The sequence below is a fragment of the Desulfitobacterium sp. PCE1 genome (assembly GCF_000384015.1).
Classification (GTDB): Bacteria; Bacillota; Desulfitobacteriia; order Desulfitobacteriales; family Desulfitobacteriaceae; genus Desulfitobacterium; species Desulfitobacterium dehalogenans.
Genome location: NZ_KB913023.1, coordinates 1,562,194 through 1,585,458, shown reverse-complemented (window position 1 = coordinate 1,585,458; position 23,265 = coordinate 1,562,194). Strand labels below are relative to the sequence as shown.

Sequence of the window (23,265 nt, the reverse complement as noted above, 5' to 3'; positions counted from 1 at the left end):
TCATACCCTCTCTATGATTCCGTAAAATAATATGTCCACAAATTTTCTGCAGTTTTCCTCGTGAAGTTTGGGCAGAGCTTTTATATCCGGACATTCCTCAAGCGCCCTTTGATATTCCAAATTAAAATAATTTTGGAACCGGCAAAGGTTTTCTACGGCTTCCTCCAGACTGATGCCATTTCTTAGCGTGGTCCGGCTTAAAATTCTGGTGAATATTCGCACATTCAATTCGTCAAAGTCCTTTTTGATCTCAGCAATCGCTGTTTTTAAATGACCTGGAGGATTGGTAATCACATCACAGAAGATCTTAAAATAGCAGGGGTTTTGGCTGAAAAATCTAAGCCTTGCATCAAAGTAGCTCTGTAGCCCCTTTTCAAGTTCTCCGCCGTCCTCACACCCTATTTTCCTCAGAAAAACGATCAAAGCCGCAAAGCACTCCTCCACACAGCCAAGATACAGCTCATCCTTGCTCTTAAAGTAGTGATAGATGATGCCTTTGGAAAGGTTATGTCTTTTGCAGATATCATTCAGCGCTGCCTGTTCGTAACCTTTCTCACCGAACTCAGCTAACGCGCCTTGCATAATTTTTTGTCTTGTCCTCAGGTTTTTTTCTTCTCTTTTCACGAAAAGCCTCCAAAAATATAGACCGCTCGGTCAATTATTATCATAACAAAATTTGACCGAGCAGTCTATATTTTTAAAACAATTAACTTCGTATGGCTGAAAAAGACTCGCTTTTTTCGCATTTGGCAAAATGTGTTATACAGACGGTACAGGCTGCTTGGGACGGTTAGCCTCTTCCTTTTCAGGAAAGGGGTGGTATGATGACGGTTTACGAAGCATTGACATTTGCAATTGCATTTGCCACGCTTATGGTATTAGTCACGACCAAAAAGAAATAACCGCCCCTGCTCAAAAGCGGCGGTTATTTCTTATATAACCAACAAATTGGGCTAACCGTTTTCCGGTTAGACAGCCTGTAGGGCTGGCGTGTCGCAAGCACGTCAGTCCTTTTCTTATATTATACCTATCGTCACAGGAATATGCAAACTAGGGAAGGCAATTTTTCATAACGCTTTTGCCCCTATTCGACGAAGGTGATCTTATCCTCCATAGATACTAAGCCGGTTTCACTATTCCTTTTCCTCACGAATGTCTTCCTTCATGATCCGATGGAGTTTATCCAAGAGGGCGATCAAGGTCTCCATATCCTGCTCCCCCATCTTCTCCAAATAAATCTCCAACTTCCCCTGCATCTCATGAAAGGCTTCGGCTAAGGCTTCTTCCCCAAGCTCAGTCAGACGAACATATACCATGCGGCGGTCACTCTTAGTAGTAATCCGCTCCACATAATTCTTGTCTTCCAGGGCGTTAATCATTTGCGAAACCGCCGGTTTGCTGATCTCAAAATGCTCACTTAAGGTTGAAATGGTTATTCCTCCCTTGCCTGAGTGATGCTTAATCAGCTTCAGCATCATAATTTCCCGGTGAGGAATTTCCCCACTTCCCCGGAAATTCAGGCTCAGCCTGCGGAATTTTTTGATAGTCTCAAACAGTCTCACTGTCTTACTTTCCTGCATGAACTTTCCCGCCCTTTCCTTTTGTTTTTCTTTTATTTCTATATTTAATTTAAATTACCCTTTTTTATCCCGGAATAGAACATCGGACCGTTGCCAAACGAACACTAATTCGCTGCAACGGTCCTTTTGCTTAAGATGAGCTCACCGCTCCGCAAAGACCCTACATTAGTTCCACATCACAGATCATTCCCGCCTTAAGCAGGCTATCCGGATTCTCAAGCAGAATTTCGATTTGGAACATGCCGGTTTTAGCATCTGAGGCAGGAGCGATATTGACCACTTTACCCTGGGCGGCGGCATTGATAGCCTGCACTTTAACCTCAGCTGCACTGCCGACTTTAATCTGAGAAATATTCGTTTCGGTCACATTGATAGACACTTTTACCTCTTGAGTATCGATCAAGGTCATGGCAGCTGCTTGGGGCGAAGCCATCATCCCCACCTCAATGGTTTTGGCCGCTACTTCTCCAGCCATAGGCGCTCTGACGATACAGTCGTCCAATTTCTTTTGGGCAATGTCCAATCCGGCCTGAGCGCTGGCCATTTGAGCGGCGGCTGCATCGACAGCTCCTTTAGCTGAGTTCTGAGCCGTTTGCAGTTGGGCATGGGTGATCTCCACTTTGTCCTGGGCATTGTTCAGTTCTACCTCTGATACCGCTCCGCCATCATAGAGTGCCTTGATGCGGGTATAGTTATCCATCGCTTCATTATAGGCAATCTGGGCTGGGGTAATTGCGGCTTGGCTGTCATAGGAAGCTTTATTATGATTATAGGAAGTAACTGCCGCGTTATAGCTGGCGGTGGCCTGCTTTACCTGCAACTCCAGATCCGTGCTGTCCAGTTGGAATAACACATCTCCCTTTTCGACACGCTGGCCGATGCTTACATTAATCTTGCTGACTTTACCGCTAACATTGGGGATGACCCCCATTTGATCTGCGGCTTCAATGACACTGCTGTAATGGATGGCTTGCTGAGAGTCAGAGGTTTCGCCCCCTTGATCTCCTACAGGAGTGTTCACAGGTTCTTCTTTAATGTGAATTTTCACCGTGGCATTCATCCCAAAGGTCAAAGGAAGATTGTCCTTGTTCTCAATAACCACTTTGACAGGGATCAACTGAGTTACCTTGGAATAGGTACCGCTGGTACTGAAGCTTGAGGTGCCGGAGAAATAAGTTTGGGTAGCCCTGTCTATCTCCTGAACCATCCCAGGAAAGGTTACACCCGGATAGGCGTCCAGCTTTACGTCCACCCGTTGACCCACCTTAATCTTGACGATATCTGTTTCTTCGATATTAACCCCAATGTAGAGATTATCTGTATCCGTAATGACCGCCAACTGTGAAGCAGGAGTTACGGCTTGCCCTTGAATGGTGTTGTTTTTAATAACCGTGCCCTGAATCGGTGAAGTGATATAGGGTAAAACCGCCTGGCGTCCGAGAACTTGATTCTTCTCTACCTGATCACCCTCTTTTACCTTCCACTCCAGCAACTCCCCTGAAGCGTTGGGGGTGATGGTGTACATTTTCGCTGTGACTTTGGCATTATCCGTGGTGAAATAACGGCTGTTCTCATTAAAATAGTAAAACCCTGCACAACCGGCAACCAGGACGATAACCGTTAAGATGGCCAGAACTATCCCTTTCCTGCTTTTTTTGCCCTTGACCTTCTCTTTAAGCTGTTGCTGTTCTTCGCTCTTTAATTGCACTCCCATGATATGCTCCTCCTTTTTTCAATCCAGGGGAATCTTAAACTGCTTCGGCCTCTTCAAACTGGCTCTGATAGAGATCGGCATAGAATCCATTCTGGGCTAACAATTCCTCGTGATTTCCTTGTTCCACGATATCGCCGTCTTTTAATACTAAAATCATGTCCGCATCCCGGATCGTGGAGAGCCTGTGGGCAATCACGAAGCTGGTCCGGTTGCGCATTAAGTTTTCCATAGCTTTTTGAATCAAGATTTCCGTTCGGGTGTCCACAGAGCTGGTGGCCTCGTCTAAGATCAAAATCTTCGGGTCGGCCAGGATGGCCCGGGCAATGGTGAACAACTGCTTCTGTCCCTGAGAGATATTGCTGGATTCTTCATTGAGAACCATATCATAGCCCCCCGGCAAAGCGCGGATAAACTCATCGCAATGGGCCGCCTTGGCTGCTTCCATGACTTCTTCATCCGTTGCTGCAAAGGTACCGTAACGAATATTTTCCTTAATCGAAGCATTATAGAGCCAGGTATCCTGGAGCACCATGCCAAACAAGGAGCGCAGATCATGGCGGCTGAAGTCATAAATGTCATGATCACTGATCAGGATTCTGCCACCGTCGATTTCATAGAAGCGCATTAAAAGTTTCATGATCGTGGTCTTGCCAGCCCCGGTGGGGCCGACAATGGCGACTCTCTGACCGGCTTTGATGTCCGCGGAGAAGTCATGAATAATTTGTTTATCCTTGCTGTAGCCAAAACTCACATGCTCAAAACGGACATGGCCGCTGAACTGATCCAAGGTGACCGGATGAGCTGTTTCCGGAGTTTCTTCCCCTTCCGCCAAAAATTCAAAAACCCGTTCCGCCGCTGCCGCTGTGGACTGCAGGGTATTGGAGATGGAAGAGAGCTGGGCTATGGGCTGGGTAAAGGAGCGCATATATTGAATGAAAGCTTGAATGTCCCCGATGTCCACGACCCGTTTCACCGCCAGGTAGCCACCGAGAATACTGACCACCACGTAACCCAGGTTGCCTACGAAACTCATCACCGGCATCATAATGCTGGTGACAAATTGGGATTTCCAGGCTGAATGATAGAGTTGATCGTTGACCCGTTCAAAAAAGGCCACGGACTCCGCTTCCCCATTGAAGGCCTGCACAATAGTGTGGCCGCCGTACATTTCCTCAATATGGCCGTTAAGCTCGCCCAGGGAGTGTTGCTGTTCCCTGAAGAAGCGCTGAGAGCGTTTAATCACCACGCCCACAATCCCCAGGGATAAGGGGATAACCAGCAATGCGGCCACGGTCATCATCCAGCTGATGGACAGCATCATGATCAAAATACCGACGATGCTGGCCGCTGAAGTGATGATTTGATTTAAACTCTGATTGAGAGTCTGGTTGATCAGATCCACATCATTGGTGATCCTGGACAGGACCTCCCCATGGTTTCTCGTATCATAATAATTCAAAGGAACTCGGCTCATTTTCTCCGAAATCTCTTTGCGCAGCCGGTAAGTGACATCCATGGCCACCCCGGACATCAGGTACCCTTGCACGTAGGAGCAGATGGAGGAGATTACATAAAGCACCACCAAGACCCCGATAATTTTACCGATATAATTGAAATCCGTCAGAAGCCCCGTCTGGTTATACCAGGCGAATAACCCTTCCGCCAGTTTCGTGGTGACTTTACCCAGTAATTTTGGTCCGACAATCGTGAATACAGTGGAGAAGAGGGCAAAGAAAACCACGATGGAAATCGTTGTCTTATGGGGAGTTAAATATCCCGTCAAGGTGCGGAGTGTTTTATTAAAATCCCTGGCTTTCTCACCCCCGCCAGGCCCGCCGGGCCCTCCGGGCGGACCGCCAAAAAATCCTCTGCCTCCCCCCGGACCCTGACGACCAGGCCCGGAACCTGTTTGTTTTTCTGCAGCACTCATCTCGCCAGTTCCTCCTCACTTAATTGCGAATAGGCGATTTCCTGATAGACTTCGCATGTTTGCAAGAGTTCATTGTGAGTCCCTTTACCCACAATACGGCCATTGTCCAAGACAATAATTTGTTCGGCATTCATAATCGTACTGACCCGCTGGGCTACCAAAAGGATCGTGCTGGTCCCGGTTTCCCGCTGCAAAGCCGCCCGCAGGTTCCGATCGGTCTTCAGATCAAGGGCGGAAAAGCTGTCATCAAAAAGGTAGATGGGTGCATTTTTTACCAAAGCTCTGGCAATGGACAGACGCTGCCTTTGGCCTCCGGAAACATTGGTGCCGCCCTGGGCGATGACCGAGTCATAACCTTCTTCCTTGGCCGCGATAAATTCAGTGGCCTGGGCAATCTCGGCTGCCTTGGCCAAGGTCTCCTGGGTGGCCTTTTTATCCCCATAGGATAGGTTGGAGCGGATGGAACCTGAGAAAAGCATACTCTTTTGGGGAATATAACCGATCTTTTCCCGCAGAGATCGCCGGGTGACAGTGCGGATATCCTGGCCGTCCACCAGGATTTCACCGGCAGTTACATCATAGAAGCGCATGAGCAGATTCAGCAGGGTGGATTTACCGCTGCCTGTAGAGCCGATAATGGCTGTGGTCTGACCTGCTGGGGCAAGAAAATTAATATTATGCAGAACCGCATCTTCCCCTCCGGGATAAGCAAAGTTCACATTCCGGAATTCAATCGTCGGCTGAAACTCTTCCCGGAAAGAGACCGGTTCCTCAGGGTCGGCAATGCTTTCCTCTTTCTCCAGAACCTCGGCAATCCGATCTGCTGCCACCGCTGCCCGGGGGAACATAATAAACATCATGGACATCATTAAAAAGGCCATAATGATCTGCATGGCATATTGCATATAGGCCATCATGTCGCCGATACCCATTTGAAAAGCTGAGACATGTTTGGCCCCTACCCAAACGATGATCACCGTGACCAGATTCATAATCAGCATCATGACCGGCATCATCAGGGCCATAGCCCGGTTGACGAAAAGGTTCGTCTCCAGCAGATCCCGGTTGGCTTTGTCAAAGCGGGCACCCTCGAACTTTTGGGTGTTGAAGGCCCGGATCACCAGCATGCCTTCGATGTTTTCCCGAGCCACCAAATTCAAGCGGTCGATCAGGGATTGAATGAGTTTAAACTTAGGGATGACCACGATAAATAGGATGACCACAATCCCGATGAGACAGAGAACGGCAATCCCGATAATCCAGGACATGGAGGGACTGCTGGAAATGGCTTTGATGACCCCGCCCACTCCCAGAATCGGAGCATAAAACACCAGACGGATCATCATGACTAACACGGTTTGCAATTGGGTGATATCATTGGTCGTCCGTGTAATTAAGGAAGCCGTGGAGAAGTGATCGAACTCAGCATGAGTGAACTGCTCGACTTTCTTAAAAACGCCCGAACGCAAATCCCGGGCGACCCCTGCCGCCGTCAGCGAGGCAAAATAGCCCACCGTCACGGAAGCGGCCGTTCCTAAAAGAGTGATCAGAAGCATGGTCGTCCCCGTTTTCAGGATATAATTCGTATTTCCTGTCATGACTCCGGTATTGACGATATCCGACATATAATCCGGTAAAGCCAAATCGCAGTTGGCTTGTAAAAACAGTAAGGCAATGGCACCAAGAATAAATCCGTAATAGGATTTTAAATACTTAACTAATTTAATCATGTAGCCTCCTCCACCCCATGGTTAGATCTTTTGTCTTAGTCCTTATCATTGACGATGTCATAGAGCTTCTCTAACAGTCGAAGCAATTCTTCCGTATCTTTTTCTCCCATGCGGTTAAAGATCTCGGTCATGGACTGCAGGAATTTCTGGTATCTTTGTGCCATATACTGCTCGCCCTCAACAGTCAGACGAACATAGACAAGTCTCCGGTCATTCTTCGTAAACAGCCGCTCAATATAGCCTTCATCCTCCAGATGATTAACCATCTGTGATACCGCCGATTTACTGATTTCTAAATGATCACTCAGAGATGACATGGTTGCCCCTTGATCTTCAATGCTGTTCATTTTGATCACCTTGAGTAGATTGAGCTCACTGCGCGGAATCTCACCGGTCTTTTTTTTATTGATCCTATTTCTACGAAATTTCTCCATAATTTCATTGATTTTCTCAGCATTGCTACTATGCATTTCTCTACCTCTCTTTTGTTATTCGGTAAGTATATTAAAGATTAACTAGCTTAACAATTGACATAGTAAAGTTTAATTCTCTTATATTCTTTTGTCAACAGATTAAGATATGTAAATTTTAGGTTACATGAATGATGCTTGAGTGACTTCTTCCTATATAAATATCTCCTGCTTACTCACCGAGAAGCAGGAGATATTTTTGTTCAGGCTTTATTGATTTCCCAAAAGCACCTTTTAGGTGAAACGATTTTCTCTTCTTTTTTGAGGGTATTCATAATCTTTTCAACCTCTTTTTTGTCGATTCCGGTGGCCTCCGCCACATCTCCGGTGCGGGCGGGCTGACCGGCTTTGGCGAAAAAGTTCAGAACGGCTTCATAATTATCCATTGTAAATCCTCCTGTTTTTTCAGTCTTTTGAGATTGTTGCGCTTGATCTGACTACTACTATATTGACCAATCCGCTCATTTCATAATCTTCTTCAACAAACTCAGGTGATTCTTAAAAGGCGGATACCGCAGCGGAACATCCAGGAGATTGCTTTTCTTCAGGATACTTTTGCTGTGGGAGAAGGTCCGGATACTGGCCTCCCCATGGTAGCCGCCCATCCCGCTCTCCCCCACGCCCCCGAAAGCCATATGGGAAGTCGCCAAATGAACCACCGTATCATTAATGCAACCGCCCCCGAAAGAGATACGGCTGAGAACCTCCTCCTCGTGAGCCGCCGAGGTGGTAAAGAGATAGAGGGCGAGAGGCTTCGGCCTGGCATTGACCAGCCCGATGACCTCGGATACCTCTTCAAATTCCAGCACCGGCAGAATAGGGCCGAAAATCTCCTCCTGCATCACGGGTGAGTCCCAGGCGACTGCGTCCAGGACAGTGGGTTCAATCTGGCGGGTTTCCCTGTTAAAGCGGCCGCCGGCTGCCACGATCCCGCTGTTCATAAGACCAAGGAGACGGTCGAAATGTTTCTCGTTGATGATTTTGGGATAATCTCTGTTGTGATGGGGCTCTTCTCCATAGAACTGCCGGATACTTTTGCGGATTTCTTCGATCAAAGCTTCCTTTTTGCTTTTATGGACCAGGACATAGTCCGGGGCCACGCAGGTTTGCCCGGCATTCAGATATTTTCCCCAGGCGATGCGTCGGCCCGCCAGGGCCAGATGAGCCGTTTCATCCACAATGCACGGGCTCTTGCCCCCCAGCTCCAGGGTAACCGGGGTCAGATGCCGGGCCGCCGCCCCCATCACGAGTTTACCGATGGCTACACTGCCGGTAAAAAAGATATAGTCGAATCTTTCCTCCAGCAGCGCCTGGTTCACCTCACGCCCCCCTTCCACTACCGCCACATAGCGTTCGTCAAAACACTCGCCAATGATCTTTTGGATCACAGCGGAAGTATGGGGGGAATAAGCCGACGGTTTCACCAGAGCGCAGTTCCCTGCCGCTATAGCCCCGATCAAGGGGGCCATGGTCAGTTGAAAGGGATAATTCCAGGGAGACATGATCAGGACAACGCCGTAAGGTTCCTGGTAAACCGTGCTGGTGGAGAGGAAATGGGCCAGCGGCGTTCTGACTCTACGGGGCCTGGTGAAGCGGTCCAGATTTTTCAGCATAAACCGCAATTCCTCCAGAACGATGCCGATTTCAGTGGCATACCCTTCGAAGGAAGATTTGTTTAAATCCTTTTGCAGCGCCGTCATGATGGCAGTCTCACTCTCCTGCACGGCTTTTTGTAAAACCAAGAGCTGTTTTTTCCGGAAGTCGCGTTTCAACGTCTCCCCACCGGCGAAATAGAGACGCTGTTTCTCCAAAATCTGTGCAGTATCTTTCATTCCGTTGCTCCCTCCTCCTTACGGATCATTTGGACAATCTTGATAAATTCCATTTTACTCAAAATTTTAGGCACAGGGTAAAAAGGATTAGCTTCCCGATAGGCTCTTGCGGCGATGGCGTCCAAATCCTGTTCAGCGATTCCCTCTATATGATCGGGAATCTGCATTACCCTGTTCAGCTCTTGAATGGCCGCGATGAATTTAGCGGCCTTGTCCGCTGTACTATCTCCTGCTGCCGCGAGACCGGCCCAATCAGCCAGCTCCGCCAGGGAGCTCTGAGCAGCCGGACCATAATATTCCAGAACATAAGGCATCAGCACGGCATTGGCCAGACCATGGGGGATGGAGTACAACGCACCCAAGGCGTGGGCAATGGCATGAATATTGCCCACATAGGCCCGGGTAAAAGCCAGCCCGGCTTCATGAGAAGCCTGGAGCATGCGGCCCCGGGCCTCCAGGTCGGTGCCGTCGGCGTAGGCTTTGTAGAGATTTTCGAATATCAGGGCGGTTGCCCTTTTGCTGTATTCTTTCGTTTTCCGGGTGTTGCTCCGGCCGATATAAGCTTCAACGGCATGGCAGAGGGCATCCATCCCTGTAGTGGCTGTGAGGGATGGCGGCAGTTTAAGGGTCAGCACCGGATCCAGTACGGCCACATGGGGAATCAGGGCCAGGTCGTTGACCGGATACTTTTCCTTGGTTGCGCTGTCCGTGATCACCGCAGTAAGGGTGGTCTCACTGCCCGTCCCCGCAGTAGTCGGCACGGCAAAGAGGGGCGGTATTGCCTTTCTGATCTTCAGGGTTCCCCGCAGCTGGGACATTGTTTTATGGGGTCTGGCCAGACGGGCCCCCACCCCTTTGGCACAATCCAAGGGCGATCCCCCGCCGAAAGCCACAATCCCTTGGCATCCTTCCGATGTGTATAACCCCAGGGCCTCCTCAATATTATCCACCGTGGGATTGGGGACAGTCCGGTCATAGATAAAAAAAACAATCCCCGCATCCCTTAAACCGCTTAAAAATCCCTCCATCAGCCCCAATGCGGAAAGACCTTTGTCGGTTACAACCAGGACCCGTTCGACTCCCTTCTTCTTGATAAGAGCAGGCAGCTTTTGTAGGCTGTTCTCTCCCTGCAGAAGTTCCGGCCGGCGCCAGGGGAGAGCATAGGCGGCCATGCGAAATAGGGTCTGATAGAGGCGGCAATAGAATTCATACATGCTTTTCGCTCCTTTTGATTGGGCGTTTTTGCAATTATTCTCCAGGCTTTTATCATATTCCTGCTTATTCCAATTCCCTAGGGGGCTGAGTTTCCTGGTAAATTAAGGGAGGATTACATAGAAAAAACGCCCCCAGGGGGGCGTTTCAGGGAATGAGCGGCATAATTATGCCCATCATCCCGAATTAGAGCGAATTTTTTACATTTGGTTTTTGTCATGCATCCCTTTGCCAAAGCTCCTGTCTCCAGGGGCAAAGGTTCCGTTCTTCATTGCCTCGGCTTGCTCATCCAGGCGGGCCTGAGCCTTGGCAAGCCATTCTGTGATCTGCTCATCCGTAAATTTTCCGGAACTTTTCATGGTTTCTTCCTGAGCCTGCAAACGGGTCTGGGCTTGTTCCAGCCACTCCGCGATCTGCTCTTCGGTCAGCGGCTCACCGGCTTTAAACATTCCGACACCGCGGTGCTTCTCCAGACCCAGTCCCAGTACTTTACCATTGTCCAGAGCCTCTTCACTGCGCTGTTGCTTCTGGCTGATAGATTCTTTCAGATGATCTGCCTGCTCCTGGGTCAGGAGACCGGCTTCCACTTCTTTGTCCACAATCTGCTGTTGAATCCCGTACATCTGCTGAGTCAGACTCTTGATTTCCGCCAGCTTGGCGGAGTCGACCCCGTCCGCTCCGAGCACAGTCGTTGCCCCGACCGTCAGGAGTGCTGCACTCAATACTCCTACAATAAATTTTTTATTCATTGAATTCCCTCCTTTTTCGTCTTAACCCTCTATGTACACCTTGGTCAAGACTACTCCTTCAGCATAACCCTCTTAGCTGAGAGAATCCTTAAAGCAACCTGAAAGTCTCTTTAAGGCTTGCTGAAACTTTGCTGAAAAAGCAAAGGAACTCTTCCCCGTTCGGGGGTTCTCAGTATTAATCAAAATATTTCTTATACTTCAAGAACTCATCCTCTGCCAATACATCCAGCTTACCTCCAGTCTGCTGCCGTATTACCTCACGGCAAAGCCCCATGCGGTGCAGCATCGGCGCGATGATGGAGTTGGTTTGATGCAGGTAGGCCGAAATATCTTCTACGCTTATAGGCAGTTTATACCCTTGGGGGCTGCTGGCCAGAACGACCCGCGCGTCCCTGAGGGGAGCGACGATCTTCCGATACAGGAAATCTTTGCTGATGCGGGTATCTGCATAGTTGGACAGGATAGACAAGATTTGCTTCGAAGTGATGAATTTATAGGGATTGCCATACTGAGCTTCAAAGATCAAATACTTGAGAAAACTGACCTGCAGCCTCTTCTCGATCTCTTCATCTCTTTCGTGTTCCCGGATATAGGCTCTGGCCTTGCGGAAAGCCAGGTCGGCAATATCCTGATTAAACTTCCGATTATCGGCGGCAGGATTCAAATTCACAGCATTGTCACCGGGAATCTTTTCAATGCTGAGGATTTTCCAATAGAGGATATTGAGATAATCCGAAGTATTTTCTCCCTGGAGCTGCCTGCTGATCGTTACGCTGATCCATTCCGCTAACTGAGACGGTCCGCGGTCAGGGCCGGCCACGAAGTCAAAATCATACTGGTCAAAGAGATTCTGTACCGGCCACTCCCTTCCGACATAGTCCTTAAACCCGGCCAGAAATTCGGAAATCCCTGTCTGATCTTCTGCAATCTGCAATGTCGGATAGGCATGATACAGGCTCTTATAGAGTCGATCATAGAGATGTTTGACAAACGATCCTTTAAAGTTGGTCAGAGGAACATCCTGAAAGAAACGAACTTTATCAGCGATTAAAAGAATCAGAGTAAAATCCAGCTGGATGATCTCATTTAAAGTCCTGACCCGCACTTGGTCCTCATCAGTGAGGCCTATCTTTCCCAGGGATTCTTCCAACTGGGAAAGATTTGAGTCTTCCACGATGACTGCACACACAATGTAGAACTTAGAAGTACCTTCTTGACCGAAATCGAATTCAAAATTGCCCCACTCTTTTATGAAAGCAGTGCGCCCAGGTTGATTGTTCAGTTCTGCCCTATTCAAATCATCCAATGAGATTTGTTTCATGTGTACCTCCCCCGCTTTTTACTTCATTATCTATCCCGGCCAATCTTCTTGATTTTTACAATGATTCTCCAGTCTTTTATTATATTCCTGCTTATTCCAATTTCATTCCGGATTGCCCTTCAGCCCCATTCCAGCCAGGTACACAAGGGTTGGGAGAGAATTTAGATTTTCCGTAAAAATTTCCGAGTAAAAGCAATTATCCATGCGATACACATCATGAATCCTGCCAGAAAGGAAGACCAATTTACCCCTTGCTGTACTATTTCCCCAATCCAATAACCAGGCAAAAAAGCCCCTAGGTATTGATAGGGCATAGGGACAAACCAAGCCATCAATAATCCCAGAACATTGAGAGTGGCCAGTTTGGATATCGCCAATCCCTCGACCCGGTTGCCGGCTAAGGATACGACCATCATAGCCAGCGCAGCTCCTGTTAATGTACTGATCAACCCGGCGGCAATGATCTGTAAAAAGGTGAGATTGGCTATGCCGAAAAGCATGGTCACTATCATCATACAAAGAAAAGACCACACCATAGGCAAACCTATCCTCGCCACAAGATAAGAATATCCCTCTAGAGGAGTTATTTGATAATAAGCCCCGGTTCCTTCATCCCTTTCTTCAAGCAGTAGAAAGGCACTAACCATAGATAACAGCATCGAAGTTAAGGTCATCATCATTCCATCGGCTAAAGAATACCATGGCTTTATAGAAAAGGCCCAATGCTGATATAGCCAGGCATCTGCATTGGGAAGGCCCATCTTGACCATCAAGCCAAATAAGAAGGGAGCGGCCAGCAGGACTAAAAGCATGCCATCATAAGTTATTTGCCGCAAGCCGATTTGAAATAACTTAAAGGTTTGTTTCATTTCTTTCCGCCCCCTTCCGATTGCAGTGCTGATGGGACACGAAGCAAGGCAATAAAAGTGGAAATTCCCAGCCAAATCATCAGTCCAAATAAGAGCACTATACTTCCAGGTTCAACTTGACCCTTAATCGAAAGATCAATCAACTGCCAGAGGATCGTACCCGGTAGAATTTCCAAAGCCGGATGGCTGATATGAAAAGCTACTAACATTGGCGGGAGTATCAATACCATTCCCACAGGAATCCCCCTGACCATATAGCTGTTTACCGAGTTTGAATAGGTGGCCATCGTCAGGCCCAACAGAGTAAAAATACAGGAGCCCGCGAAGATGCTGACAAGCAGCAAAGGATAGTCTGCGGAACCAGGGTTGCTGAAACGAACAATAAAAAAAGCGGACAAGGTAGAGATCATCGCCAAAGATAACGCTTTGGCCAAAAGATATTCAATAGGCTTTAATGGCGAAGCGCCATAAAACCTGTGTATCCCTTCATCTTTTTCCAACAACCAAATGCCCCCGACAAAGAAGAAGCCCAGGGTTGCAGGATCGGTCAGCAGAATGAGAGAGGCGCCAATTGACTTGTGTTGATCGGGCAAAAAATACAGAATGGCACTATACACTACAGTAATAAATGCATACAGGAAGTAAAAACCGTATTTTGCCTGATAGCGTATATCATTAGCTGTCGCCATTAAAAGCCTCATTGCAATTGCCTCCCGGTCAAAGATATAAAAACCTCCTCCAAGGTCCGCTCTTTTGAGTGGATGCTTAGAAGTGAGCCGCTTTGCAATGCCTTAACAAACTCATCATCTTTGCTCAGTTGGGTTAGGGTGCTCCGCCTGTCTACCGTACGGCCATCCCTTCTATAGGAATAACATACCTCCGTAGTGCCGCGACTAACCTGAAAAGCCTGTGGCGTATTCAGTGCTTTAATTTTACCGTCCACAATAAACGCTACGCGATCGCACAACTCCCCTGCATCATGCATGTTATGGGTCGTAAGAATCATTGTTTTTCCCGCTTTTTTCTGCTCCAGCATCATATCTTTTAAGATTCTGGCATTTGAAGGATCAAGTCCGCTGGTGGGTTCATCCAAAAAAAGCAGCTGGGGATTGTGCAGCAGGCATCGCACAAAACCCAGGCGCATCTTCATCCCTTTCGAATAGCTGGATACTCTTTTATTGGCGTCATGTTGCAGCCCCACCTGCTCCAATAACTTCATCGGATCCAGTGTTTTTTTATGGTAAAGGGAAGCAAAATACTGCAGATTTTCCAGTGCTGTAAATTTACCGTAGAAATTGGGGAATTCAAAATCCACGCCAATCGTTTCATAAAATGAACTTTTACGGTGTTTCATTTCCGTGCCTAAGACATGAACCCTGCCTTTATAGTCTCTCAATACTCCTGTCAGGATTTTTTGCAATGTGCTTTTCCCGGCACCTGACGGCCCGAGAAAGCCAAAAATTTCTCCCTTCTTCACCTCGAAGCCGACATCCTGAATAACATCCCGTTGTGCGCCTGGATACTTATAGAACGCACTTTCAACTTTAATCATGGATTGTCCCTCACAATCTGTTCAATCAGGCTATCCAGCATCAAGTTTATGACACCATCATGGTCAGATCCTTCTTGCTGTAGATAGGCAATGGCCACATATAAGGCCTGAAGCGCCTTAGCGACAACAGGAAGTTCATAAGCAAACAGGACCCCGTATTCCTGTAATTTGGCTAGTGCTTTGCTGTCCTCAAACACATGGGCGGCCAGCACATCCTGGGGCAGCTTACGCTGCAAATAACTAATGACAGAAGAATCCGTTTTAACCAGTATCGGATAGTCTTTTACCCCATTGAGCATCTGGCAAAAGGACTGCTTCGTCAGCTCTTTCGGCTTCAGATCATTATGGTTCTCCAAAAAGTCATCCAGTTCTTGCCATAGCTTCATCTGGCATTGTTCAATAATATCCATATATAAATGTTCCTTATTGGTGTAGAAAGCATAAAAGGAACCTTTGGCAATCCCAGCCGCCTGGACCAAATCATCGACAGTTACTTTCTTCACCCCATAAGAAACAAACAACCTTTCTCCTTCCGCCAAAAGTTTCCCTTTGATAATTTCTTTTTCTGCATCGGAAAATCTAGGCATCTTTTCACCTCATACAATCTATATGACCAAAAATCAATTTTAGTCATATAGATTGTATGTCAATACTATTTAGAAGTCAATATATTTTATAAGGCTTCCGGCCCACTTCTTCTCACACACGAAAAAACGCCCCCTGATGAAGTGACCCCATAAAGTTAGACAGGTTTATTATTAGGCAACCTGTTGGGCATGAGTTCGGTATTGTACCGGACTCATGCCTTTTAATTTTGACTTAATTCGTTTGTTGTTGTAGTAATCTATATAGTTAGCAAGTTCTTGCTTAAAGTGTTCAACACTTTTAAACTCTTTTAAATAAAGAAGTTCCGATTTCATAATACCAAAGAAATTTTCAATAATAGCGTTATCGTAGCAGTTGCCTTTACGAGACATACTCTGTGTAATACCACGTTCTTGAAGGGCATGGCTATATTGCTTCATTTGATAGTGCCACCCTTGATCAGAGTGAATCAAGAGCCCGTTCCTATCCGTTAACCGTTCAAATGCTTGATCTAGCATCGTAGAAACGAGGGTATAGACTGGCCTCGAACCGATTGTATAAGTAATAACTTCACCATTAAATAGATCCAGCATCGGGGACAAATATAATTTATCTCCAAATAATTTAAACTCCGTTATATCCGTAACCCATTTCTCATTTGGCCTTTCAGCATTAAAGTTGCGTTCTAAAATATTAGGTGCAATCTTACCCACTGTCCCTTTGTACGAGCGATATTTCTTCATACGAACAAGGCATTTTAAGCCTAATTCATTCATGATACGTTGAATTTTTTTATGATTGACCTTTTGTCCTTGGTTCTCTAATTCATCTTTAATTCGACGGTACCCATAACGGCCTTCATGATCGTCATAAATTGTTTGAATCAATACTTTCAGTTCTGCATCTGGATTAGAACGATCCAGATTTTTGACCCAATAATAATATGTGCTACGCGCAATATCCGCAAGCTGGAGAAGTGCTTTCACCGAAAATTCTTGCCTTAATTCATAGACTACTTGAACTTTGTCTTGTTTGGTGATTTTTTCTTGTTTTGAACTAAGGCATTCAACTTTTTTAGATAGGCGTTCTCCATACGTAAACGTTCATTTTCCAGCTGTAATGCCTTTATTGATCCTTCGGCCGGAGTCTCATTTTTTTCTATATTATTATTTCTTTTTTTCATGGGTGGACGCCCCTTTTTCTTTAGTTCAAGGGCGTCTAATCCCTGCGTTTCTAGTTGTCGCTTCCATTTTAATATCGTGGAAGGTGCAGGGATGTTAAAGATTGCAGCCGTTTGTTTGATAGACGTCCCTTGTTTGTTCATATAGTTAAGTACGTCTAGTTTATATTCTAAAGTATACGATGTATAGTTCTTTTCAAAAGCTTTTTCTCCATGAAATTGATACTGTTTAATCCATGTCTGAAGATTGGAATTATGCACCCCGATAGATGCTGAGATTTCTCGTTGACTTTCTTTACCATATAAATAGCGTTTTACAGCTTTTAATTTCTCTTCAACTGTAAATTTGGCCATAAAGAAAAGCACCTCCAACTGTTAGTGGATGTCTAACAATTGGGGTGCAGTTCACTGAGGGGCGTTTTAAGGAATAAGCGTCATGATTATGCTCCTCATCCTGAGTGAGAGCGAATTTTTTCGACATTGCGATTCATAAGTTTACGCCCGACATTTTGATAAACCCACTTTCTCAGCGGTGATAACTGCTGCTGATGGATGGCAAAGAATTCATCCGGGGAATCAAATACCCCAAAATCCTGGTTAATCCCTTCTTTTTGAATGTAAGTGTCATTGGCATTCCACTCGATTTGCGGGTTTTGTAAGTTGTCGGTAGCGGCACCATACCCGCAAAAACCGCCTTCATTCTCAGAGAACTTTTTCTGTAGCTTTTTCAAATAGTCCTTATCCAGAATGAATCCCTCTAAGTTATACCACTGCCCCTCGTATTGGATTTCAACCCAGCTATGGATAATGCTTTGGGGAGCAAGTTTGTAAATCAGACCTGTCATGGCCCCTTTCTGCAATTGCTTATCAATCGAAAAGCCATGAATCCTGCAAGGTATTCCAACTGCTCTCAGAAGGGCCATAAAGAGCGTTCCTTTTGTATTGCACTGGCCATAGCCATCCCTCAGAACCTCGGATGCCGCAATAGTGTCATCCCTATTATAGCCAAAGGCGATTTCGTCCCGGACAAAATTGTAGATATTCAGGATCTTATGAAAGCGCTCTTCATTTGCCCATTGTTTTTCTTCAATCAATTTCTGAATAGAACTATGACGGAAATCCAGCATATCTGTTTCTTGCAAGTATTGAGTCATTGTGCAATCCTCCTTAACCGTTTGATTACACATTACCGCACTACTCGTCAGAAAACTTTCAAAAACTCGCTATCTTTTATGATGTTCGTCGCAGACATTCCCGTCATCATTTTATTGGTATAGGCCAGATGGGACGGACTGTCGAATCCGGCTTTAAGGGCCGCTGCCGTTATAGTTTCACTGTCAAAGATCGACTCGTAGGCTCGCTGCAATTTATGCAGAACGAGATAACTTTTTAAAGGAATCCCCGTTTCATCTTTGAACAGATGGGCCAAACGACTTTCGGAAAGATGAGTTTCCTTAGAAAAATACTTCAGCTGATGATACTCGTCTTCATCCACACAGCGATCCAAGAGATTCAAAACGTTCATGATCCGATCATCGAAACTTATGCTATCATGAGAGGCAAAATAAGAGATCATATTCTGCACAAAGGACAATAGGGAACCAGGGTCCTTCTGGGCAAGGGCTTTGCCAAAAGCCTGCTGCATAAGGGCCGTATCTGCCTGGGGCAAGACATAAAAAGGCTGTTCCTTTAACAGGTGCCTTATCGCCCGGCCCAGTTCTGTTGTCGGATCAATCAGCATCGTAAAATGGACCTCACCCTCTGTGTTGAAGGCATGCTCTGTATCCATATTGACCAGCAGGGCCTTGCAAGGGATAAGCTCTCCCTTGACTTTAATATCCAGTTCTTGTTTGCTGGAGAGAAACATTTGCAGCAGCCAATGTTTATGGGAATCCGCTTCTACTCGATCTGAAATGGCCGCAAAGTTTCTACCGTGCTTGATAATGTAATTCATGCTATCACCAACTTGTTTCTATTATACTACTCCCCTCATACTTAATGATAGGCATTTGCTCACAGGGCAAGGCACTGTGAAATAAAACCCTCTAAATTCACAGGATCTTCAAATCATCTTCCCAAGCTTTTCATAACTTTAGGCTAAGCTAATAGGTGTTAAGACAATCCAAAGTATTGGATACACACTTATTGGAGGGATAGATAGATGAAAAAGAAAATCGCCTTAGGACTCCTCACCATAGCCCTTTTGATCGGCGGAGCCACAACAGCTTTTGCTCAAACAGACTTATCTAAAGCCGGTGAACTTAAAGACCTTTACAGCCAAATGTTTAGTTTACAAAAACAAATCGTGGAAAAACAAGCAGAAGCCGGTGCGATCACTAAAGAAGAAGCTGAATCCGCCAAAAAATTCATCGACCAAGACCAAACTTATCGCAATCAGGCCATTGATAACGGGGATCTGGGAGGCTTTTATGGCCAACATTGCGGAGGCTACGGTTCTAATATGATGAATCAAGGCCTTAGCTCTACTAACTACAACCTTTAATACATCACCCTCTAAAAATGGCTGCAGCCTAACCAAGGCAGCAGCCATTTTTTTAATCTGTTCAGTTGTTCCTGCAGTATTTTTAATGTTGATGCCCTGATACTGAATGTTCAAATCCAGGTTGTGTCACCAGAATATAGCCTGAGAGCAGAATCAAGAGAATGCCTATAACCGGGCGCAGCTGTCGGGTCCACCTGTTCATTTTAAATAGTCCTCTTACCCCGGGGAGAAAGGCCATGGCTAACAGGAGACTATGCCCCAGTCCAAAAGCTCCTAAGCCTAAGGCAGAGTAAATAATCTGGCCGCTGGCCATCGCCGTGCCGCTGATCATAAGGATAACCGGTGTGGTACAGGGGGAAGGAGCTAAGGCGAAAAAACTTCCCAGCATCCAGGGACTCAAGCCTTTTGGGAAAATAGGTCGGGAGGGGCCTCTTCTCTGGGTAACATAAAACCCCGAGACCTTGACCGGAAACCTGAAGCCCAGCATGATCGCCCCTGCGACAAGATATAAAGCACCTAAGAATATCGTCCAGTACATACCTGGCAAACGGAAAAGTATCCCCACTCGTGCAGCCAGGGCACCGATCAGCATAAGGGTTAAGGCAAACCCTAATATAAATTGTACAACCCGGCTATACCCTTCTTGACGTGACCCGCCTAATACCAAGGGAACCATTGCCCCCATGCAGGGATTAATGGATAAAACAATTCCTCCCACAAACATCGAAGCCATGAACCACCAAGATCCGTTTTCCATACCAAGCATTAAAGAGTGAACCAACGAATCCATTCTTCCCCCCCCTCTCTCGACCTTCTAAGGTATTTTTATGTCCAAGAGAGGGGTTAAAGAACTGAATTTACTTGGAGAGATTCTTAAGCCTTGGGAATAACCATATTCAAGTATTCTTAGCTTCTTCCTTTAAGTTCTAAGCATGGCACTTGTTTCTCAAAAACAAAACAGCTCCAAGACTTATGATCATCATCCCCACACTGGTCCATTGGCCCGAGGTCCAATTAAGCCAATGATAGGGGCTGTCCCCGCGGAGGAACTCCAGCGCAAACCGGCCAATCGAATAAAGAATAATGTAGGCCAGGAAAATAATGCCTTGAGGCCATTTCCGCCAACGAGTAAGGATGAGAAGTATGACAAAAACAATAACATCCCATTGTCCTTCCCATACTTCTGCCGGCCAAAGAGGCTGACTCCCATACGCTGCGTAGGCGGGTGTCCCTTCAGGATAAACGATTCCAAAATTCGATCCGGTAGGCGTTCCATAGGCATCTCCATTGAGAAAACAGGCTATCCGCCCGATGGCCTGACCCAGGATTAATCCTGGTGCCGCACTATCTGCTAAACGCCAAAAGTTAATCTTCTTAACCTTTGCATAAATGACTGCGGCAAAGAAAGCACCTGCCAGGGCTCCTTGAATCGCCAATCCCCCATGCCAAATCATAGGAATCTCTGCTAAGTTTTGCGAATAATAATCCCATTCATAAAAAAAGACCTGCCAGGAGCGGGCCCCGATTATGGCACCGATGATCCCATAAATAAGCACATCGAATAAATAGTCCCTGTAGTCCTTATCTGATGTAAGAAGATAAGCAACTGCCAAACCGAATAGGATTGCGAAAACGACAATAACTCCATAGGAGCGGAGCGAAAAATTCCCCATCGTAAATAAAATCGGCGCCATATTCAACCTCCCCTATTCCCTTGTATCATTTTCTAATCCCTGTATGGTGACGATAATTTTATTGGGTAAACAAACAATGGCCTGAGTTGAACTATCAATCCAGCCTGTTTTAGAGCAAATCCCTTCGGGGCAAATCTCCTTAGGCATCTCAAGCATTCTTACTTTACCGTTTTTCACTTCAAGATAACCGGTTTGATCCCTAAACTTAAATTCATGGGTTTGAGTTTCCTCTTTGACCACAAGGGGAATCCTTTCCTTGACCTCATTTTCAATGACAATGACAATATTGGCATTGGCTTTATCGGATTTTGCCAGGGTCATCGTTCCCACCAAAATACTGCTTACAATCAGTATGCCGATCATGAACAGCTTCTCAAATTTCTTCATCTTTAATCCCTTCACACTTATACCTATTGAAGTACATCCTGTAAATCCAATTCAATTGTTTCACTGAATTTCTCCTGACACTCTGAGCACATATGGTCCTCATCGCTGTCCGTGCCCCTGGGAGGTGAGAACCATTTGCCGCAGCCCAGACAGCTATATTCACCATCTATGTAGTGAACCATAGCCTCTAATTTGTCATAGGCATAATTCAAATCCAATCTGATCTCTTTCATTTCAGTATTAAAGACCATTTCGTCTTCATAGAACTCTTTGCATTCCCCATAAGTAATGGAGTATAATTCATCTCTTAATTCTTTAGTTTTGACTACCAATTCTCTGATTTTGTCCATGCTTTTCTCCTTTAAAAATGTTGTTCACAAACTATGTGCATTATAACAAGCAAATTTGATGACTCAGTGAATGAGCTATGAATAACTTATGAAGAGGATTAGTCCCTATTGGCTCATAACTTACCAAAAAGAAGAAGTAAGTGAGTGTACTCAACTTACTTCAATCAAGATATATTATTCAGTTACTAATAGGAACACCTTTGCCTATATCTGAATTTACTCTCCGCATTCGCCATGATGCTGATGTTCATGGCAAACGGAACCGGTGGATTTAAGGGTTCCCTTAAGGTACTCATTTGCAGCATCTTTGGCATTACCGGCTGCTCCAGTGATGACGTCAATACCCTTCTCATTAAAGATTTCAATGGCACCGCCACCCATACCACCTGAGATAATCACATTGACACCCATCTCATTGAGGAAGTTGGGAAGAAAACCAGGCTTATGCCCAGGGTTGGGTATGCACGCTCTCTTAACAATCTGACTCTTTTCAGCTTCAAAAATATTGAAGTTTACGCAGTGGCCAAAGTGCTCCGCCACTCTTTCCTCTTCACTAGCTACCGCAATTTTAAGCATTTTTCTTTCCCTCCATTTTTTCTAAGACTTCCGCTGCCGGATCAAACCAATTTCCCTCAAACAGCTCTATGGTCCCCTGATCGCAGGCAGCGGCTATTTTCGGTTCAATAGGTAATTTGGCCAGAACTTTTAAATTATGCTCGGCAGCGATCTCTTCAATATGGCTGTCTCCAAATATCTGATACTCCTTGCCGTTGTCAGGACATTTAAAATAGGACATATTTTCAACCAGACCAAGGACGGGAATAGTCATCACCTCTGCCATCTTAACTGCTTTGGTCACAATCATGGATACAAGCTCCTGAGGAGAGGTTACGACGATAATCCCATCCACCGGTATGGATTGAAACACAGTGAGAGGAACATCACCGGTTCCAGGCGGCATGTCGATGAACATAAAGTCTACATCCTTCCAGATAACATCCGTCCAGAACTGCTTCACTACCCCGGCGATAACCGGCCCTCTCCAGATGACAGGATCCGTATCCTTTTCCAAAAGCAAATTGATCGACATGATATCTATGCCTGTCCTGCTTTTAGCAGGGAGCAGGCCGGATTCACCGCCCCTGGCTTTTTCCTTGATGCCAAAGGCTTTCGGGATCGAAGGCCCTGTAATGTCTGCATCAAGAATAGCCGCCTGATAGCCCCTTCTCCTCATAGTAACCGCAAGGAGGGAGGTAACCAGGGATTTGCCGACCCCTCCTTTGCCGCTGACAATACCGATGACCTTTTTGACGCTGCTCTTCTCATGGAGCTTTGCGGAGAAGTCAGGTTTGCCTTCTTTTCGTTCTGCACAGTCCTCGGCACAACTGCTACAGCTTTCAGTGCATTGTTCGCTCATAATTTTGTCTCCTTTATCGTTAGATTGGTATTTCTTCAAACGGCAAATTTATAACCTTGCCATGAATCTCTTTTACTGCTGATCCTGATACACAGTAACTATCTACGATGCTTTGTCCCCTATTAATCGCTTTTACCGCATCGGAATCAAAAGGTATTTTCCCCACAAAGGGCAGTCCCTCCCTTTGGCA

26 protein-coding genes are annotated in these 23,265 nt (G+C 46.1%); 1 reads left to right on the top strand and 25 read right to left on the bottom strand.

Annotation, left to right across the window (positions count from 1 at the left end; genetic code table 11):
- From DESPCE1_RS0107885 to DESPCE1_RS0107795, 18 genes are all read right to left on the bottom strand, one after another.
- Entirely contained in the window at nucleotides 1-624 is a 624-nt protein-coding gene (locus DESPCE1_RS0107885) for a TetR/AcrR family transcriptional regulator (protein WP_014793513.1), read from the bottom strand.
- 509 nt (nucleotides 625-1,133) lie between these two features.
- On the bottom strand, nucleotides 1,134-1,580 hold the full coding sequence (locus DESPCE1_RS0107880) for a MarR family winged helix-turn-helix transcriptional regulator (RefSeq protein ID WP_019850091.1): 447 nt from the start codon (nucleotides 1,578-1,580) through the stop codon (nucleotides 1,134-1,136).
- 160 nt (nucleotides 1,581-1,740) lie between these two features.
- Entirely contained in the window at nucleotides 1,741-3,294 is a 1,554-nt protein-coding gene (locus DESPCE1_RS0107875; RefSeq protein ID WP_019850090.1) for an efflux RND transporter periplasmic adaptor subunit, read from the bottom strand.
- A gap of 34 nt (nucleotides 3,295-3,328) precedes the next feature.
- Nucleotides 3,329-5,224 (bottom strand): ABC transporter ATP-binding protein, encoded by a 1,896-nt coding sequence (locus tag DESPCE1_RS0107870; RefSeq protein WP_019850089.1) that lies wholly within the window; start codon nucleotides 5,222-5,224, stop codon nucleotides 3,329-3,331.
- Nucleotides 5,221-6,954 (bottom strand): ABC transporter ATP-binding protein, encoded by a 1,734-nt coding sequence (locus tag DESPCE1_RS0107865; RefSeq protein WP_019850088.1) that lies wholly within the window; start codon nucleotides 6,952-6,954, stop codon nucleotides 5,221-5,223. The genes DESPCE1_RS0107870 and DESPCE1_RS0107865 overlap by 4 nt, the downstream gene beginning before the upstream one ends.
- A gap of 35 nt (nucleotides 6,955-6,989) precedes the next feature.
- The gene (locus DESPCE1_RS0107860; RefSeq protein ID WP_019850087.1) at nucleotides 6,990-7,424 is read right to left on the bottom strand and encodes a MarR family winged helix-turn-helix transcriptional regulator; all 435 of its coding nucleotides are present in this window, start codon (nucleotides 7,422-7,424) and stop codon (nucleotides 6,990-6,992) included.
- A 203-nt stretch (nucleotides 7,425-7,627) separates the two neighbouring features.
- Nucleotides 7,628-7,810, bottom strand: coding sequence for a FaeA/PapI family transcriptional regulator (locus DESPCE1_RS0107855; protein ID WP_019850086.1), 183 nt, complete (start codon nucleotides 7,808-7,810; stop codon nucleotides 7,628-7,630).
- A 75-nt stretch (nucleotides 7,811-7,885) separates the two neighbouring features.
- The gene (locus DESPCE1_RS0107850) at nucleotides 7,886-9,256 is read right to left on the bottom strand and encodes an aldehyde dehydrogenase (RefSeq protein ID WP_019850085.1); all 1,371 of its coding nucleotides are present in this window, start codon (nucleotides 9,254-9,256) and stop codon (nucleotides 7,886-7,888) included.
- Nucleotides 9,253-10,470, bottom strand: a complete 1,218-nt coding sequence (locus DESPCE1_RS0107845) for an iron-containing alcohol dehydrogenase (protein ID WP_019850084.1) — start codon at nucleotides 10,468-10,470, stop codon at nucleotides 9,253-9,255. Before DESPCE1_RS0107845 ends, DESPCE1_RS0107850 begins: the two co-directional genes overlap by 4 nt.
- Before the next feature lie 198 nt (nucleotides 10,471-10,668).
- Entirely contained in the window at nucleotides 10,669-11,217 is a 549-nt protein-coding gene (locus DESPCE1_RS0107840) for a DUF2680 domain-containing protein (protein ID WP_019850083.1), read from the bottom strand.
- Nucleotides 11,218-11,392: 175 nt separating this feature from the next.
- Entirely contained in the window at nucleotides 11,393-12,538 is a 1,146-nt protein-coding gene (locus DESPCE1_RS0107835) for a hypothetical protein (protein WP_019850082.1), read from the bottom strand.
- Nucleotides 12,539-12,699: 161 nt separating this feature from the next.
- The gene (locus DESPCE1_RS0107830) at nucleotides 12,700-13,407 is read right to left on the bottom strand and encodes a hypothetical protein (RefSeq protein ID WP_019850081.1); all 708 of its coding nucleotides are present in this window, start codon (nucleotides 13,405-13,407) and stop codon (nucleotides 12,700-12,702) included.
- The gene (locus DESPCE1_RS0107825; protein WP_019850080.1) at nucleotides 13,404-14,108 is read right to left on the bottom strand and encodes a hypothetical protein; all 705 of its coding nucleotides are present in this window, start codon (nucleotides 14,106-14,108) and stop codon (nucleotides 13,404-13,406) included. The genes DESPCE1_RS0107830 and DESPCE1_RS0107825 overlap by 4 nt, the downstream gene beginning before the upstream one ends.
- Complete coding sequence (locus tag DESPCE1_RS0107820) at nucleotides 14,105-14,959, bottom strand: ABC transporter ATP-binding protein (protein WP_014793500.1); 855 nt, start codon at nucleotides 14,957-14,959, stop codon at nucleotides 14,105-14,107. Before DESPCE1_RS0107820 ends, DESPCE1_RS0107825 begins: the two co-directional genes overlap by 4 nt.
- The gene (locus DESPCE1_RS0107815) at nucleotides 14,956-15,546 is read right to left on the bottom strand and encodes a TetR/AcrR family transcriptional regulator (RefSeq protein WP_019850079.1); all 591 of its coding nucleotides are present in this window, start codon (nucleotides 15,544-15,546) and stop codon (nucleotides 14,956-14,958) included. The genes DESPCE1_RS0107820 and DESPCE1_RS0107815 overlap by 4 nt, the downstream gene beginning before the upstream one ends.
- A gap of 171 nt (nucleotides 15,547-15,717) precedes the next feature.
- A protein-coding gene (locus DESPCE1_RS22440) for an IS3 family transposase (RefSeq protein WP_085938402.1) occupies nucleotides 15,718-17,078 on the bottom strand; the annotation gives its coding sequence in 2 pieces (ribosomal slippage) (nucleotides 15,718-16,622 and nucleotides 16,622-17,078; 1,362 coding nt in all).
- A gap of 95 nt (nucleotides 17,079-17,173) precedes the next feature.
- A complete protein-coding gene (locus DESPCE1_RS0107800) occupies nucleotides 17,174-17,878 on the bottom strand; it encodes a transglutaminase family protein (RefSeq protein WP_019850078.1) in 705 nt (234 codons plus the stop codon).
- Nucleotides 17,879-17,925: 47 nt separating this feature from the next.
- The gene (locus tag DESPCE1_RS0107795; protein ID WP_019850077.1) at nucleotides 17,926-18,678 is read right to left on the bottom strand and encodes a helix-turn-helix domain-containing protein; all 753 of its coding nucleotides are present in this window, start codon (nucleotides 18,676-18,678) and stop codon (nucleotides 17,926-17,928) included.
- 207 nt (nucleotides 18,679-18,885) lie between these two features.
- Here DESPCE1_RS0107795 and DESPCE1_RS0107790 point away from each other — a divergent pair, with 207 nt between their 5' ends.
- Nucleotides 18,886-19,227: a DUF2680 domain-containing protein gene (locus DESPCE1_RS0107790; protein WP_014793496.1), complete on the top strand. Its 342-nt coding sequence runs from the start codon at nucleotides 18,886-18,888 to the stop codon at nucleotides 19,225-19,227.
- Nucleotides 19,228-19,309: 82 nt separating this feature from the next.
- On the opposite strand, the gene DESPCE1_RS0107785 is transcribed toward DESPCE1_RS0107790, so the two are convergent.
- The 7 genes from DESPCE1_RS0107785 to DESPCE1_RS22975 form a co-directional block, all read right to left on the bottom strand.
- Nucleotides 19,310-20,017, bottom strand: coding sequence for a cytochrome c biogenesis CcdA family protein (locus DESPCE1_RS0107785; RefSeq protein ID WP_014793495.1), 708 nt, complete (start codon nucleotides 20,015-20,017; stop codon nucleotides 19,310-19,312).
- A gap of 136 nt (nucleotides 20,018-20,153) precedes the next feature.
- Nucleotides 20,154-20,921, bottom strand: a complete 768-nt coding sequence (gene lgt / locus DESPCE1_RS0107780) for a prolipoprotein diacylglyceryl transferase (protein ID WP_014793494.1) — start codon at nucleotides 20,919-20,921, stop codon at nucleotides 20,154-20,156.
- Nucleotides 20,922-20,933: 12 nt separating this feature from the next.
- The gene (locus tag DESPCE1_RS0107775; RefSeq protein WP_014793493.1) at nucleotides 20,934-21,308 is read right to left on the bottom strand and encodes a NusG domain II-containing protein; all 375 of its coding nucleotides are present in this window, start codon (nucleotides 21,306-21,308) and stop codon (nucleotides 20,934-20,936) included.
- A gap of 23 nt (nucleotides 21,309-21,331) precedes the next feature.
- Nucleotides 21,332-21,658, bottom strand: coding sequence for a hypothetical protein (locus DESPCE1_RS0107770; protein ID WP_014793492.1), 327 nt, complete (start codon nucleotides 21,656-21,658; stop codon nucleotides 21,332-21,334).
- Nucleotides 21,659-21,874: 216 nt separating this feature from the next.
- A complete protein-coding gene (locus tag DESPCE1_RS0107765; RefSeq protein WP_014793491.1) occupies nucleotides 21,875-22,234 on the bottom strand; it encodes a NifB/NifX family molybdenum-iron cluster-binding protein in 360 nt (119 codons plus the stop codon).
- On the bottom strand, nucleotides 22,227-23,075 hold the full coding sequence (locus DESPCE1_RS0107760) for an Mrp/NBP35 family ATP-binding protein (protein ID WP_019850076.1): 849 nt from the start codon (nucleotides 23,073-23,075) through the stop codon (nucleotides 22,227-22,229). The genes DESPCE1_RS0107765 and DESPCE1_RS0107760 overlap by 8 nt, the downstream gene beginning before the upstream one ends.
- 19 nt (nucleotides 23,076-23,094) lie before the next feature.
- Complete coding sequence (locus DESPCE1_RS22975; protein WP_019850075.1) at nucleotides 23,095-23,241, bottom strand: hypothetical protein; 147 nt, start codon at nucleotides 23,239-23,241, stop codon at nucleotides 23,095-23,097.
- Nucleotides 23,242-23,265 lie beyond the last annotated feature (24 nt).